The sequence below is a fragment of the Empedobacter sp. UBA1574 genome, from assembly GCF_002322895.1.
In the GTDB taxonomy this organism is placed as follows: Bacteria; Bacteroidota; Bacteroidia; order Flavobacteriales; family Weeksellaceae; genus Empedobacter; species Empedobacter falsenii_B.
This window is the reverse complement of the sequence record NZ_DCOI01000027.1, coordinates 82,155-98,036: the sequence shown is the minus strand read 5'-3', so window position 1 is coordinate 98,036 and position 15,882 is coordinate 82,155. Positions and strand designations below refer to the sequence as shown.

Here is a 15,882-nt window from a genome sequence, read left to right as displayed (position 1 = left end):
AAAGATACAACTATTTGATATTATTCTCTTTTAACCAATTTCTATAATTCTCAGCATTTTTCAAATGTTCCTGATAATCATTGGTATAAATGTGGTAACCTGGTTTTTTAGGATCTGCAACAAAGAAAATAAAATCGTGATTTGCTGGTGATAAAACCGCATCAATTGCTCCTAAATTTGGTAAACAAATTGGTGCTGGTGGCAAACCTTTGTTACGATATGTGTTGTACGCATTCGAAGACCACGTCCATTTTTTGTACACACGTTGTACTTTTTGATCCCAACCATTTTCCATTTTGTACGCATAAATAGATGTTGGATCGGCTTCTAAACGCATATCTTTCGCCAAACGATTCATATATGCACGTGCAACTTTTTGTTGTTCATCCATATTATCAGATGATTCCAACTGTACAATAGACGCCAAAGTTGTCACTTGCAAAGGTGTCATGTTGAGCGCTTTTGCTTTTGCCAAACGATCTGCATTCCACACTTTGTCGTGCTGCGCCACCATTTTGTCCACAAACTTTTCTGGTGTTAATCCCCAATACACGAAATACGTTTCTGGAATAAAATATTGTTTAACTGTTTCGTCGTTTAACGTTGTATCGTTTTTTTCTTTCACAAAATCGCGAATAGCTGTCAAAACTTCGATAGAGTCCATATCAATTTGTTTGGAAACTGAACCCGCCAAATGATAAATTGTTGGCTCATTTTTGATACGAAGCTTCACTTCTTCTTGCTCTCCCCCTTGCAAACGATCAATAATATCGCGGTTAGAATCTGAGCTTGATATTTTATATTTTCCAGATTTTATCGTTGCTGGATAATCTGCATCTTCTGCATATTGTTTGAACAATTTTACATCCTTCAAAAATGGTTTTAAAGAATCTAAAACTTGTTCAAATTTAGCTCCACGAGAAATATAGATATAACCATCTTTGGTTGCATTCCCTTTGAAACCGTCTATAAATGTACATCCTACAAATGCGAATGAACAGATTAATATTAATACTAAATTTAATTTTTTCATTGGATTGAATTAAATTTCAATTTCACCTTCAAAAACTTTTACTGCTGGTCCATTTAACCAAACATTGACAAAGTTATGATTATTTTCTTCAAAATTTACAGATAAATCTCCACCCATTGCTTTTACTTTGATATCTTTTTTGTCTACCAAATTTTTGACATAAGCAGAAATCGCAGCTGCCGTAATTCCTGTTCCACAAGCCAAGGTTTCGTCCTCTACTCCACGCTCATACGTACGAATTGCAAGACTATTATCTGGCATAACTTCAACAAAATTTACGTTAGAACCTTTCTCAAAATAAGGCGCACCATTACGAATTGCTTTTCCTTTTTTGTAGACATTAATATCTTTCAAATTCTCCACAAATTCTACGTGATGCGGGGAACCTGTGTTCATAAATAAATATTTGTCGTGATCTTCTACTTCATTTACATCAATCATCTGTAAACGAATAACTTCTTGATCTACGATACCATGATGCAAACCATCAATCGCATTAAATGTCATTTTGTCATTGGCAACATCCAAATCATTTGCAAATCGAATAATACAACGTCCTCCGTTTCCGCACATTGTACTTTCGTTTCCATCCGAATTGAAATACACCATTCTGAAGTCTGAATTTTCATCATTTTGTAACAAAATCAAACCATCAGCTCCTATACCAAAATTACGATCACATAGCCTATTAATCAATTCTGTAGAGATTGGAAACGTTTTTTCTCGATCATCAATCATGACAAAGTCATTCCCAGCTCCTTGATATTTATAAAATTTTAATTTCAACTTCTTTAATTTTAAACAAAGTAAAGACATTTTTGTCACTCTTAACTAATGTTATAAAAGATTTATAATATAGTGTTAACATGCGTTAAACGGTTTGAAATGTTAAAATTTTGGTCTTAAATTTGATTAAATCTAAAACATTAAAAACTTATATAATAAAGATGAAAAAATATACAGGATACTTATTAGTTGGATTAGTGAGTTCTATGACAACTATGGGAGGTTTTTATTTGATGAACGAAAATGGAAGTAATCCATTTATTACAAACGCAAGTCATCAGAAAAACGGAGACTTTGAATTTGTAGATTATAAAGGAAATTATGGCTATGATGCGCCAAACTTTGTGCAGGCATCTAACAAAGCAGTACATACGGTTGTGAGTATCAAAAATTATTCGAATCAAAGACAGCAACAACAGCAACAAATGTTTGATCCTTTTGATTTCTTTTTTGGTCAACCAGAACAACAACAAAGAAGAAGACAACAACAGCAACCAGATCAAGATCAACCATCCGGAATGGGTTCTGGTGTAATTATTTCTCAAGATGGATATATAGTTACAAATAATCACGTGATACAAGGTGCTTCTAAGATTGAAGTGACTTTGAATAATCAAAAAAGTTATATTGCTGAATTAGTTGGAACTGATCCAAGTACAGATATTGCCTTATTGAAAATTAGTGAAAAAGGTTTACCATTCACAAAATTTGTCGATTCTGATGCCATTAATGTTGGAGATTGGGTGTTAGCAGTTGGTAATCCATTTGGATTGACTTCTACTGTTACAGCAGGTATTGTTTCAGCAAAAGGGCGTAGCATTAATATTTTAGGTAAAAATTCTGAATCACCAATCGAATCGTTTATTCAAACCGATGCAGCGATTAATCCAGGAAACTCTGGTGGTGCTTTGGTGAATGCAAACGGAGATTTAATTGGTATTAATACAGCTATTTCTTCGCCAACAGGAGCTTATTCTGGTTACGGGTTTGCTGTTCCTGCAAACTTGGTAAAAAAAGTTGTTGAGGATATCAAATCGTACGGAATTGTACAACGTGGATATTTAGGTATCAAAGGTTTTGATTTATCGAATGAAGATGCTGTAAAACAATATAACAAACAGTTCAAAAAGAACATTAAAACCGATAATGGAGTAATGGTAACTGAATTGGTTGCGAAAGGATCAGCAATTGATTCTGGAATCGAAGAAGGAGACATCATTACAGCTGTTGATGGAAAACCAATTACATCTTTCTCTTCGTTATCATTCATCGTAGGTAGCAAACGTCCTGGTGACAATGTTGCACTTACTGTAAGACGTGGAAACTCTGAGAAAACATACAACATCACATTGAAAGATGCTAAAGGAAGCACTAAAGTGAGAAGCAAATCTGACTTAACGCCAACTGAAGTTCTTGGTGCAGAATTTGAGCCATTAACAGAACGTCAAAAAGATAGTTTCGGAATTAATTATGGTGTCATGGTAAAACATTTAGATAATGCAGGAAAATTAGCAGCAGCAGGTGTTCAAGAAGAATTTATTATCTTATCTATCAATGATAAAAATGTAAGTTCACAAGACGATATCGAAAAAATCTTAAAAAATTATAAAGGTCGCGTGTCAATTAAATTTGCAGATTATTACGGACGAATCTATACAAAAGGATTCACGATGGATTAAAATTTTGAGTAGATTTTAAATTTTAATAAATCATTATAAATAGCTACAACAAGATAAGTTGTAGCTATTTATATTTACATTATATTTGTTTAACGAAAAACTATCCCATATTTATTAAAAAAATTATTCTTTCACTCTTTCTTTTGTTTAGTTCTTTTTCTTATTAACAAGAAGTTCTATGGGGACCAACCTTAAGCTACTCTAATCAATCTGGAAACTTTGGTAAAGCAGGTTTATTTTTTCTTTTCGGCTTAGGTGATAATATGGTTGATTTTAAATTAGACTCAAATGCTAATATGGGATATATGCGAGATAATTTTCACGTAATTCCTGAAGTTGGCATTACAGGATATGTTGCCGCGAGCCAGTTGATGTATATTTTTCCATTTGTAGAAAGTGAATTTACACCTTATACAATTACTCCAAAAGCTGGTATTTCATTAGCTTCTTTTGTAGATTTTGGTTTTGGATATGGTTTTAAGATTAATAAAAAAGATAGTTTTAAACCTATCAAAGGTTTTCAATTTTCAATTGGAGTAAATATACCTCTCAATTTGAAATAAAAAATCATTAATGATGATGAAAATTTATTTTTTGGGAGAAAGCTAAATAATTCATTAATTTTATCACATGAAAAAGTTCATCGCAATCTTTGTTTTTATCATTAGTTTTCAAGCGAAAGCACAACAAAATTTATCCGATTATTTTACAATTAATCTTGGTTATGAATATTGGAACGGAAATTACGGAAAAGTTGGAACAGATTTGTTCTTAGTACAAGATAATAACAATATTTTGACGTTTAGCGCCAATGCTAATTTGGGTTATATGAAAGACAAATTTCGTGTAATTCCAGAAGTTGGAGCTGGATATATGTTCAATTTTCGCAACAATACTGGTGATCCATATAGCTCTAACTTTAACTCTGCTTTTTATGTTATCCGTACTGAAGTTTCTCCGTGGACAATTACTCCAAAAGCTGGTATCGCAGTTTTGAGCATTGTAGAGTTAAATGCTGGCTATTCTTTCGAGTTTAGAGAAAATAAGGATTTTAAAGATATGAGCGGTTTCCGAGCTGGATTAACTATTCACTTGCCGACTCAGCTTTTTTAGCATTTCTAATACTTTTACGCAATTCTTTCAAACGAATATATAAATCTGAAGTCGACGCATTTTCTTCAATTGCATTAAAAATAAAGACACCTTTATCAATATAAAAGAAGATGATAGCTTCGTGATCTGCTACTTTAAAAGCATTTGTAATCCCATTTATTTTGTTCTCAACCCAAGATAATTTGCATGTTTTCAAATCAAAAATATGATCTTCATTACCCAAAATATCTTTGAAGATTAATTGTTCTCCTTGCGCATACAACACACCACTTCCTTGAAAAGATTTCATTTTAAGAAATCTACCTTGCGGACGCCCAATATTATAACGTACAACAGCCTTTAGATCTACCTGATCTGGTAAACTTTTCAGCGTATGTTGTTCATTTTTCTCTCTGACTTTCGCATCAGATACGGCAATAACAAAGAATATCGAAACAAAAATTCCGAAAATCAAAAATATTATTAGGATTGATATGATTGGTGCCATAATATATTAAATGTTAAGTAAAGTTATAAAAAAGCTTGAATTAATATCTAAATAAACCTTTTTTTTTACCTTAGCTTCGCAAACTGATAAAAATTACGAATGAATAAATTAATTTGGTTGTTATTTCCCGCCACAATCTTTGCTCAAAAAGGAGAAACACAAATAAAAGTTAATGCGTTAACAATGCCACTTGCAATGGTAAATCTTGGTGTTGAACATGCAATCACAGATAGAATAACTTTACAAGCTGACGGTTTTATCTCTCCTTGGAAATCATTTGCAGGTAATCATTTACAAATGTATATGGCTTTTGGTGAAGGTAGATATTACTTTGATAAATCTTTTAGTAAATTTTATATAGGTCCAAACATTGGAGTTGGTTTCTTTGATATTCAAAAATGGAATTATTGGAACACTGATAAATATCAACGTGGAGTAGCAATCTTAACAGGAGCTACAATAGGTTATCAAGTAAAAATTAACGAACATTGGGGATTAGATGTTTTTGTTGGTGGAGGACACTCTCAAGGAAATTACAAAGGATATTATAAAGAAGATTCTCCTAATTTGGGACGATATGATTCTGCGCAATCATTTAATAAAAGTGGGGAGTGGCTGCTTTACAAAGGCGGTGTAATGCTTACTTATAAATTTAAACGAAAAAAATCCAACTAAAATTAGTTGGATTTTTTATATCTAGTATTATTTTACTCTTACACAGGCGTATTCATATCGAAAGCCTCTAGATATTCGGCAACACGTTTTACAAACATACCTCCTAAAGCTCCATCCACAACACGGTGATCGTAAGCATGAGATAAGTACATTTTATGACGAATTGCAATCATATCTCCTTGCGGAGTTTCGATAACAGCAGGTTTTTTCACAATTGCACCAACAGCCAAAATAGCTACTTGAGGTTGAGGAATAATTGGCGTTCCTAATGTATTTCCGAAAGAACCAATATTTGTAATTGTATACGTTCCTCCCTGTATTTCTGCTGGTTTCAATTTATTATTACGCGCACGATTTGCTAAATCATTAACCTGAGAAGCTAACCCCGCTAAATTAAATTGATCTGCATTTTTGATAACAGGAACAATTAAATTTCCACTTGGTAAAGCAGCCGCCATTCCAATATTGATATTTTTCTTCTTAATAATTTTATCTCCAACAACCGAAGCATTAATCATTGGGAAATCTTGAATTGCTTTTGCTACAGCTTCGATAAAAATTGGCATGAAGGTAATTTTCTCACCATGTTTTTTCTGAAATTCATTTTTATTTTTATCTCTCCACAACACAATATTCGTCATATCAACTTCTACGAAAGACGTTACGTGAGGAGCAATTTGTTTTGCTTGTAGCATATTTTGCGCAATAATTTTACGCATTCTATCCATTTCGATAATTTCGTCTCCTTCACCAACAGAAATTGGCGCAGATTGCACTTGCGGTGCTTGAGGTTGAGCAACTGGTGCAGCAACAGAAGTCGTAACAACTGTTTTCGCTGGTTGATTTCCTCTATTTTTAACGAAATCCAAAATATCATCTTTCGTTACACGTCCGTCTTTTCCTGAACCTAAAATTTGATCTAACTCAGCCTGAGAAACACCTTCTTCTTTCGCAATAGATTTTACTAAAGGAGAATAAAATTTATCATCTGACGAAGTAATAAGCGTTTCAGTTTTGATTGTTGCAACTTCAGCTTCGATAGATTTTGCTGCATCAGCAATTTCCTGATCGCTATTTGTATCTACTTCTTCTACCGAATCAGCTTGTTCTACAACTCTATCAACAGACAAAATTGCGATAGGCTCACCTACTTTTGCAATTTTGTCTACTGGAACTAAGATTTCTTTTAAAACTCCTGCAACTGGCGAAGGAACATCAGAATCTACTTTATCTGTTGCGATTTCTACAACCGATTCATCTTCACTAATCGAATCGCCAATATTTTTGATCCAATTTGTTACAGTAGCTTCCATTACACCTTCTCCCATAGAAGGTAGAATTAATTTATAGTCAGACATTCTTGTGTTATTTGCTAAATACAAATCTAAACATTTTTTCGATTCAAAAAAATACTGTTAAAAAGATTAATGTATTTTATTTTTAAATTATTCGCATTAATATCATAAATAATTATCAATTTAATAATTGATCTAACATTTATAAGATTATTTTTAATGATTTGATAGTTTTGATTGCATAAAAAAATCCCCCAATCTAAGATTGAGGGACTTTTTGAAATATTAAGAATGATTCTTAAGCTTCGTAAGTTGCAGTACCGTTGTTTACTTGAGGTTCTTTGATTACACCAAAGCTTTTCTCAAAGTTAGTTACGTTTTCTGCTAACGATTGAGATAATTGTTTTGCTTGTAATGGAGACAAAATAATTCTTGATTTTACTGATGGTCTAGCACCTGGTAAAAATTGAACGAAATCTACAACGAACTCAGATGGTGAGTGGTTGATGATTGCTCCTGTAGCATAAACACCTTGAGCTACTAATTCGTTTAACTCAATGTTTAATCCTTCGTTTTGTTGATTTTCTGACATTATAATTCTTGTTTTGCGTTTATTAATTCCTCGTATTCACGGTTAGATCCTACGATGATGTTTTGATACTCTTTTAATCCAGTTCCGGCAGGAATTAAGTGTCCAACAATAACGTTTTCTTTTAATCCTACTAAACCGTCTACTTTACCAGCTACAGCTGCTTCGTTAAGAACTTTTGTAGTTTCCTGGAACGATGCCGCAGACATGAAAGATTTAGTTTGTAAAGATGCTCTTGTAATACCTTGTAAAACGGCTTCTGCTGTTGCAGGTAAAGCCTCACGAGCTGTCACTAAGTTTTTGTCTTCACGTTTTAATTTAGAGTTTTCGTCACGTAATTCGCGAACTGTGATGATTTGTCCTGGACTTAATGTGTCAGAATCACCAGCATCTTCTACGACTTTCATTCCAAATAAACGATCGTTTTCTTGCATGAAATCGTCTTTGTGCTCTAAACTATCTTCTAAGAATCTTGAATCTCCTGAGTCTACAATACGAACTTTACGTAACATTTGACGTACGATAATTTCGAAGTGTTTGTCATCAATTTTTACCCCTTGTAAACGGTATACATCTTGAATCTCGTTTACTAAGTATTCTTGAACCGCTGTTGGCCCTAAGATTCTTAAAATATCTTCTGGTGTAATTGCTCCATCTGATAAAGGCTCACCTGCACGTACGAAGTCATTTTCTTGAACTAAGATCTGTGCTGATAATTTAACTAAGTAACGACGGATTTCACCATTTTTAGATTCAACGATGATTTCACGGTTACCACGTTTTATTTTACCAAAAGAAACAACTCCATCCATTTCACAAACAACTGCTGGATTAGATGGATTACGAGCCTCTAACAACTCTGTAATACGAGGTAAACCTCCTGTAATATCGCCAGATTTAGCTGACTTACGAGGAATCTTAACTAAGATTTTACCTGCATTAATTTTTTCACCATCATTTACCATTAAGTGTGCACCTACTGGTAAGTTATATGTTTTTTCTTCACCATCAATCGTGATAACTCTTAACGCTGGAACTAATTTTTTATTACGTGATTCAGAAATAACTTTTTCTTGGAATCCTGTTTGCTCATCGATTTCAATTTGGAAAGTTACCCCTTGCTCTAATTGTTCGTATTCGATTTTACCAGTAGATTCTGCGATGATTACCCCGTTATAAGGGTCCCAACTTGCAATCTCTTGACCTTTTTGAACTTTAGCTCCGTTTTTAACAGATAAGATAGTACCATAAGCGATGTTAGTTTGTTGACGAACGTTTCCTAAATCGTCAATTACTTTCATCTCTGTAGAACGAGAAACAACTGTATCTACTTTGTTACCTGCATCATCTGTCGATTCAACAGTACGTAAGTCATCAAACTCAATTGTACCATCAACTTTAGCATTAATTGTATTTTGCTCAGAAACGTTACCCGCAGTACCCCCAACGTGGAAAGTACGTAATGTTAACTGTGTACCAGGCTCACCAATAGATTGCGCAGCAACTACACCAACTGATTCACCTTTCTGAACACCTTTACCTGTAGCTAAGTTGCGTCCGTAACATTTAGCACAAATTCCAGTTTTTGCTTCACATGTTAATGGAGAACGAACTTCTACATTTTCAATACCAGCTGCTTCTAAGGCATCACCAATATCTTCTGTAATAATGTTACCAGCAGAAATGATTAATTCACCATTATCTGGGTTGTAAATATCATTTAATGAAGTACGACCTAATACACGAGAAGATAAACTTTCGATGATTTCTTCTTTTTTCTTAAGTGCAGATACTTCTAAACCTCTTAATGTACCACAATCTTCGTGCATTACGATAACGTCTTGCGCAACGTCAACTAAACGACGAGTCAAGTATCCAGCATCGGCAGTTTTTAAGGCAGTATCGGCAAGACCTTTACGCGCACCGTGCGAAGAAATAAAGTACTCTAAGATAGACAGACCTTCACGGAAGTTAGAGATAATTGGGTTTTCGATGATATCCCCACCAGTAGAACCAGCTTTTTGAGGTTTAGCCATCAATCCACGCATACCTGATAACTGACGAATTTGCTCTTTAGATCCACGTGCTCCAGAATCAAGCATCATGAATACAGAGTTAAATCCTTGTTGATCTTCTGTCATACGTTTCATTACAATTTCTGTTAATGTCGCGTTTGTTGTTGTCCAAACATCAATAACTTGGTTGTAACGTTCGTTATTTGTAATAAGACCCATGTTATAGTTCATCTTAATGTTCTCAACTTGGTTGATCGCACCTGAGATAAGGTCTTTCTTTTGTTCTGGGATTAAGATATCTCCTAATGAGAATGATAAACCACCCTCGAAGGCATTACGGTATCCTAATTGTTTCATATCATCTAAGAAAGCAGCCGTTGTAGGGAAATCTGTAATCTTGATAATTTTATTAATAATTGTACGTAACGATTTTTTCGTTAATACTTCATTAATATAACCTACTTGTTTCGGAACGATTTGGTTGAATAACACACGTCCTACAGAAGTTTCGATTAATTGATTTTCTATCAACTCCTCTCCTACACGAATTGTTCCTTTTACACGAATTGGCGCGTTTAAGTCAACAGCTCCTTCGTTGTATGCAATTTGAACTTCTTCATCTGAATAGAAAGTTAATCCTTCTCCTTTTACTGTAAATTGGTGGTCTGTACGACGAATTTTCGTCATGTAGTAAAGACCTAAAACCATATCCTGAGAAGGTACAGTAATTGGAGAACCATTTGCAGGATTCAAAATATTTTGAGAAGCCAACATTAATAATTGTGCTTCTAAAACAGCTTCTGGTCCTAATGGTAAGTGAACAGCCATCTGGTCACCATCGAAATCGGCATTGAAGGCAGTACACACTAATGGGTGTAAACGAATTGCTTTACCTTCGATTAATTTCGGTTGGAATGCTTGGATACCTAAACGGTGTAACGTAGGGGCACGGTTTAATAAAACTGGATGACCTTTGATTACATTTTCTAAAATATCCCAAACAACTGGCTCTTTTCTATCGATAATTTTCTTAGCCGATTTAACTGTTTTTACAATTCCACGCTCGATTAATTTACGAACTACGAATGGTTTGTATAATTCAGCTGCCATATCTTTTGGTAAACCACATTCGTGTAATTTAAGTGTTGGTCCAACAACAATTACAGAACGAGCAGAATAATCTACACGTTTACCTAATAAGTTTTGACGGAAACGACCTTGTTTACCTTTTAATGAATCAGATAATGATTTTAACGGACGGTTACCATCAGCTTTTACAGCAGATGCTTTACGCGTGTTATCAAATAATGAATCAACCGCTTCTTGTAACATACGTTTTTCATTACGTAAGATTACTTCTGGCGCTTTGATTTCCATTAATCGTTTCAAACGATTGTTACGGATAATTACACGACGATATAAATCATTTAAATCTGATGTTGCAAAACGACCACCATCTAATGGAACTAACGGACGTAATTCTGGTGGAATAACCGGAATAACGCGCATTACCATCCATTCTGGACGGTTTACGTGGTGCATATTTGACTCACGTAACGACTCAACAACTTGTAAACGTTTTAACGCTTCTGTACGACGTTGTTTAGAAGTTTCGTTGTGTGCTTTGTGTCTTAATTCGTAAGATAACTCATCTAAATTGATACGAGATAATAGGTCTTCTAATGCTTCAGCACCCATTTTCGCAACGAATTTATTAGGATCTGTATCTTCTAGATATTGATTCTCGATTGGAAGAGTTTCTAAGATATCTAAATACTCTTCTTCTGATAAGAAATCTAATCTATTTAATTCTTCACCTTCTGGTCCTTTTGCGATACCTGGTTGAATCACTACATATCTTTCATAGTAAATTACCATGTCTAATTTCTTAGATGGTAATCCTAAGATGTAACCAATTTTGTTTGGTAATGAACGGAAATACCAAATATGTGCAATTGGCACAACAAGATTGATGTGTCCAATACGCTCACGACGAACTTTCTTTTCAGTAACTTCAACCCCACAGCGGTCACAAACGATACCTTTATAACGGATTCTTTTATATTTTCCGCAGGCACATTCGTAATCTTTTACAGGTCCAAAGATACGCTCACAGAATAACCCGTCACGCTCTGGTTTGTGCGTTCTATAGTTAATCGTTTCAGGTTTTAAAACTTCACCTTTAGATTCTTGAAGAATCGATTCTGGAGAAGCTAACCCGATACGGATTTTTGAGAATTGACTTGTTTTATTTTTTGTTGACATATAGAAATGTATCTAACAATTATATTATTATAACGAAAAAGGTAGAATAATAGGTTGCCCTATTATTCTTCCAAGTTTATGTCTAATCCAAGACCTTGTAATTCATGTAACAATACGTTAAATGATTCTGGAATACCAGGTTCTGGCATTGGCTCTCCTTTTACGATTGCTTCGTAAGTTTTCGCACGTCCAATTACGTCATCCGACTTAACTGTTAAGATTTCGCGTAAGATATTAGATGCACCGAATGCTTCTAATGCCCAAACCTCCATCTCTCCGAAACGTTGTCCACCGAATTGTGCTTTACCTCCTAATGGTTGTTGAGTAATTAATGAGTATGGTCCGATAGAACGCGCGTGCATTTTGTCGTCAACCATGTGTCCTAATTTCAACATGTAAATCACCCCTACAGTAGCTTTTTGATCAAAACGTTCTCCAGTATTACCGTCATATAAATATGTTGTACCGTGTTTTGGAATACCTGCTTCTTCTGTGATGCGATCGATATCAGCGATTTCAGCACCATCGAAGATAGGTGTAGCAAATTTTTGACCCATTTTAAGTCCAGCCCATCCTAATACCGTTTCATAAATCTGACCGATATTCATACGAGATGGTACCCCAAGTGGATTAAGTACGATATTTACTGGCGTTCCGTCTTCTAAGAAAGGCATATCTTCGTCGCGAACGATACGTGCAACAATACCTTTGTTACCGTGACGTCCTGCCATTTTATCCCCTACTCTTAGTTTACGTTTTTTCGCAATGTAGATTTTTGCTAATTTAACGATACCTGCAGGTAACTCGTCTCCAACAGAGATTGTAAATCTTTCGCGGTTAAGTGCTCCTTGTAAATCATTGTACTTAATTTTGTAATTATGTAACAATTCTTTTACTAATTCGTTCTTATCCTCGTCTGTTGTCCAAAGAGACTCTGCTCCAGTTAAATTTAAGAAATCTTCAACATTAGATAAGATTTTTTGTGTGTATTTTACACCTTTCTTGATTACTTCTTCGTTCAAGTCGTTGTAAATACCTTGAGAAGTTTTTCCGTTTAATAAAACGTATAATTTCTCTAATAAAATCTCTCTTAATTCGTTGAATTTAACGTCGTACTCAGCTTCTACACTATCAATAATAGCTTTGTCTTGAGAACGTTTACGTTTATCCTTAATACTACGTGAGAATAATTTTTTGTCGATAACAACACCACGTAATGATGGAGAGGCTTTAAGAGAAGCATCTTTTACATCACCTGCTTTGTCACCAAAGATCGCACGTAATAATTTTTCTTCTGGAGTTGGATCAGATTCTCCTTTTGGAGTAATCTTACCAATCAAGATATCACCAGGTTTTACTTCTGCTCCAATACGGATCATACCGTTTTCGTCTAAGTCTTTTGTAGCCTCTTCCGAAACGTTAGGAATGTCTGAAGTTAATTCTTCCATACCTAATTTTGTATCACGTACATCTAATGAATACTCATCGATGTGGATAGATGTAAACCAGTCTTCGCGAACAGCTTTCTCAGAGATTACAATGGCATCCTCGAAGTTGTATCCTTGCCAAGGCATAAAGGCAACAACCATGTTACGACCAATTGCTAATTCTCCTCCTTCTGTTGCATAACCTTCAGATAAAACTTGTCCTTTCTCTACACGATCACCAACTTTTACAATTGGTTTCAACGTAATTGTAGTTCCTTGATTCGTTTTTCTGAATTTTGTTAAATTATATGTTTTCTCAGCAGTATCGAAGCTTACTAATTCTTCGTCTTCTGAGCGATCATATTTAATTGTTATAATGTCAGCATCAACATAAGTTACTGTACCTTCACGTTCTGCATTTACTAAGATTCTTGAATCTTTTGCAACTTGTTTTTCTAATCCAGTACCTACAATTGGTGCTTGAGGTTTTAATAATGGAACTGCCTGACGCATCATGTTCGATCCCATTAACGCACGGTTGGCGTCATCATGCTCCAAGAAAGGAATTAATGATGCTGAGATAGATGCAATCTGGTTAGGTGCAACGTCAATTAAATCAACTTCTGCTGGCGTTACAACAGGGAAATCCCCATCTTCACGAGCAGTTACACGTTCAGTAGCAATAGTACCATCGTCTGTCATGTCGATATTGGCTTGAGCAATTACTTTTGATTCCTCCTCTTCCGCAGTTAAATAGATTGGTGCTGATTCGACGTCCACTTTTCCATCTTCTACTTTTCTGTACGGTGTTTCGATGAACCCTAAGTTATTAACTTTAGCGAATACACATAATGACGAAATCAAACCAATGTTTGGTCCCTCAGGAGTTTCAATTGGACATAAACGTCCGTAATGAGTGTGGTGTACGTCACGTACCTCGAATCCCGCTCTTTCTCTTGATAAACCTCCAGGTCCTAATGCTGATAAACGACGTTTGTGTGTAATCTCTGATAATGGATTTGTTTGGTCCATGAACTGAGATAACTGGTTCGTTCCGAAGAATGAGTTGATAACAGATGATAATGTTTTAGCATTAATCAAATCGATTGGTGTAAACACCTCGTTGTCACGAACATTCATTCTTTCACGGATAGTTCTAGCCATACGAGCTAAACCTACTCCGAATTGGCTAGCCATTTGCTCACCTACCGTTCTTACACGACGGTTAGATAAGTGGTCGATATCATCCACCTCTGCTTTAGAGTTGATTAATTCGATTAAGTATTTAATAATCGAAATGATATCTTCACGAGTCAATACTTGTACGTCCTCGCTAATGCTTAAGCCTAATTTTTTATTTAATCTGTAACGACCTACTTCACCTAATGAATAACGTTGATCAGAGAAGAATAATTTGTCAATAATTCCTCTTGCTGTTTCCTCATCTGGTGGCTCAGCGTTACGTAATTGTCTATAGATATACTCTACTGCCTCTTTTTCAGTATTAGTAGGGTCTTTTTGTAAAGTATTATGGATAATTCCATAATCAGCAGAATTGATGTCTTCTTTGTGTAATAAAATCGTCTTAACACCAGAATCTACGATTTGATCGATGTGATCTTTCTCTAAGATTGTTTCACGGTCTAAGATAATTTCATTACGCTCGATAGATACAACTTCTCCTGTATCTTCATCTACGAAATCCTCGTGCCATGTATTTAATACACGTGCAGCAAGTTTACGACCTACAACTTTCTTTAAATTAGCTTTATTAACTTTTACTTCTTCTGCTAAGTCGAAAATTTCTAAGATATCTTTATCTCTTTCGTATCCGATAGCACGTAATAAGGTAGTTAATGGTAACTTTTTCTTACGATCGATGTAAGCGTACATTACGCTGTTGATGTCTGTTGCGAACTCAATCCAAGATCCTTTGAAAGGAATGATACGAGATGAGTACAATTTTGTACCATTCGCGTGGAAAGATTGTCCGAAGAATACCCCAGGAGAACGGTGTAATTGAGATACAATAACACGCTCTGCACCATTAATAATGAATGATCCTGAAGGAGACATATAAGGAATTGTTCCTAAGTATACGTCTTGCACTACAGTTTCGAAATCTTCGTGTTCTTCGTCCGTACAGTACAATTTAAGACGAGCTTTCAATGGTACGCTGTACGTTAATCCTCTTTCGATACACTCATCAATTGTGTAACGTGGTGGATCTACGAAATAATCTAAGAATTCTAAAACAAACTGATTGCGAGTATCCGTAATTGGAAAATTCTCAGCAAATGTTCGGTAAAGACCTTCATTTTTTCGTTGGTCAGGTCTTGTTTCCAACTGGAAAAAATCTTCAAACGATTTGATCTGAATGTCAAGGAAATCTGGGAACTGAGCGACTGCTTTTGCAGAAGAGAAGTTCAATCTTTCTTTTTTCTCAGTCGAGTTGCTTAATGTTGCTTTAGTGGCCAATTTCGAATGAATTTTGGTTTATATAATGACTTTATGCGTA

Annotated in this window: 11 protein-coding genes; 4 read left to right on the top strand and 7 right to left on the bottom strand. The window is 35.0% G+C overall.

Translation table 11 applies throughout. From position 1 onward, the window contains the following. Window positions 1-10 precede the first annotated feature (10 nt). Together mltG and dapF are read right to left on the bottom strand one after the other, a co-directional pair. The gene (gene mltG, locus B3578_RS08075; RefSeq protein ID WP_038331083.1) at window positions 11-1,033 is read right to left on the bottom strand and encodes an endolytic transglycosylase MltG; all 1,023 of its coding nucleotides are present in this window, start codon (window positions 1,031-1,033) and stop codon (window positions 11-13) included. A 9-nt stretch (window positions 1,034-1,042) separates the two neighbouring features. Then, window positions 1,043-1,819 carry a diaminopimelate epimerase gene (gene dapF, locus B3578_RS08070; protein WP_038331176.1) on the bottom strand — a complete coding sequence of 259 codons (777 nt, stop codon included), beginning with the start codon at window positions 1,817-1,819 and terminating at the stop codon, window positions 1,043-1,045. Window positions 1,820-1,980: 161 nt separating this feature from the next. Here dapF and B3578_RS08065 point away from each other — a divergent pair, with 161 nt between their 5' ends. The 3 genes from B3578_RS08065 (at window position 1,981) to B3578_RS08055 (ending at window position 4,611) form a co-directional block, all read left to right on the top strand. After that, window positions 1,981-3,498 (top strand): Do family serine endopeptidase, encoded by a 1,518-nt coding sequence (locus B3578_RS08065; protein ID WP_221853974.1) that lies wholly within the window; start codon window positions 1,981-1,983, stop codon window positions 3,496-3,498. Window positions 3,499-3,761: 263 nt separating this feature from the next. Further along, window positions 3,762-4,061: a hypothetical protein gene (locus tag B3578_RS08060; protein WP_286495066.1), complete on the top strand. Its 300-nt coding sequence runs from the start codon at window positions 3,762-3,764 to the stop codon at window positions 4,059-4,061. A 67-nt stretch (window positions 4,062-4,128) separates the two neighbouring features. Beyond that, window positions 4,129-4,611 (top strand): hypothetical protein, encoded by a 483-nt coding sequence (locus tag B3578_RS08055; protein WP_286495068.1) that lies wholly within the window; start codon window positions 4,129-4,131, stop codon window positions 4,609-4,611. Here B3578_RS08055 and B3578_RS08050 read toward each other — a convergent pair. Next, window positions 4,583-5,098 carry a hypothetical protein gene (locus B3578_RS08050; RefSeq protein WP_291047749.1) on the bottom strand — a complete coding sequence of 172 codons (516 nt, stop codon included), beginning with the start codon at window positions 5,096-5,098 and terminating at the stop codon, window positions 4,583-4,585. The two genes, B3578_RS08055 and B3578_RS08050, sit on opposite strands and share 29 nt — an antisense overlap. Before the next feature lie 99 nt (window positions 5,099-5,197). Here B3578_RS08050 and B3578_RS08045 point away from each other — a divergent pair, with 99 nt between their 5' ends. Then, a complete protein-coding gene (locus tag B3578_RS08045) occupies window positions 5,198-5,773 on the top strand; it encodes a DUF3575 domain-containing protein (protein WP_291047747.1) in 576 nt (191 codons plus the stop codon). A 38-nt stretch (window positions 5,774-5,811) separates the two neighbouring features. Here B3578_RS08045 and B3578_RS08040 read toward each other — a convergent pair whose 3' ends face one another. The 4 genes from B3578_RS08040 to rpoB form a co-directional block, all read right to left on the bottom strand. Then, window positions 5,812-7,131: a dihydrolipoamide acetyltransferase family protein gene (locus B3578_RS08040; RefSeq protein WP_291047745.1), complete on the bottom strand. Its 1,320-nt coding sequence runs from the start codon at window positions 7,129-7,131 to the stop codon at window positions 5,812-5,814. Between the two features lie 235 nt (window positions 7,132-7,366). Continuing rightward, window positions 7,367-7,660, bottom strand: coding sequence for a DUF3467 domain-containing protein (locus B3578_RS08035; protein ID WP_291047743.1), 294 nt, complete (start codon window positions 7,658-7,660; stop codon window positions 7,367-7,369). Next, window positions 7,660-11,937: a DNA-directed RNA polymerase subunit beta' gene (gene rpoC / locus B3578_RS08030; protein ID WP_291047741.1), complete on the bottom strand. Its 4,278-nt coding sequence runs from the start codon at window positions 11,935-11,937 to the stop codon at window positions 7,660-7,662. The genes B3578_RS08035 and rpoC overlap by 1 nt, the downstream gene beginning before the upstream one ends. Before the next feature lie 62 nt (window positions 11,938-11,999). After that, window positions 12,000-15,842: a DNA-directed RNA polymerase subunit beta gene (gene rpoB / locus B3578_RS08025; RefSeq protein WP_125349434.1), complete on the bottom strand. Its 3,843-nt coding sequence runs from the start codon at window positions 15,840-15,842 to the stop codon at window positions 12,000-12,002. Window positions 15,843-15,882: the final 40 nt, after the last annotated feature.

Excerpts from the sequence above, each read along its gene's own strand:
- B3578_RS08045 (WP_291047747.1), top strand. The coding sequence starts at position 5,198 with ATGAATAAATTAATTTGGTTGTTATTTCCCGCCACAATCTTTGCTCAA.
- B3578_RS08055 (WP_286495068.1), top strand. The coding sequence starts at position 4,129 with ATGAAAAAGTTCATCGCAATCTTTGTTTTTATCATTAGTTTTCAAGCG.
- B3578_RS08040 (WP_291047745.1), bottom strand. The coding sequence starts at position 7,131 with ATGTCTGACTATAAATTAATTCTACCTTCTATGGGAGAAGGTGTAATG.
- B3578_RS08065 (WP_221853974.1), top strand. The coding sequence starts at position 1,981 with ATGAAAAAATATACAGGATACTTATTAGTTGGATTAGTGAGTTCTATG.
- mltG (WP_038331083.1), bottom strand. The coding sequence starts at position 1,033 with ATGAAAAAATTAAATTTAGTATTAATATTAATCTGTTCATTCGCATTT.
- rpoC (WP_291047741.1), bottom strand. The coding sequence starts at position 11,937 with ATGTCAACAAAAAATAAAACAAGTCAATTCTCAAAAATCCGTATCGGG.
- B3578_RS08035 (WP_291047743.1), bottom strand. The coding sequence starts at position 7,660 with ATGTCAGAAAATCAACAAAACGAAGGATTAAACATTGAGTTAAACGAA.
- B3578_RS08050 (WP_291047749.1), bottom strand. The coding sequence starts at position 5,098 with ATGGCACCAATCATATCAATCCTAATAATATTTTTGATTTTCGGAATT.
- B3578_RS08060 (WP_286495066.1), top strand. The coding sequence starts at position 3,762 with ATGGTTGATTTTAAATTAGACTCAAATGCTAATATGGGATATATGCGA.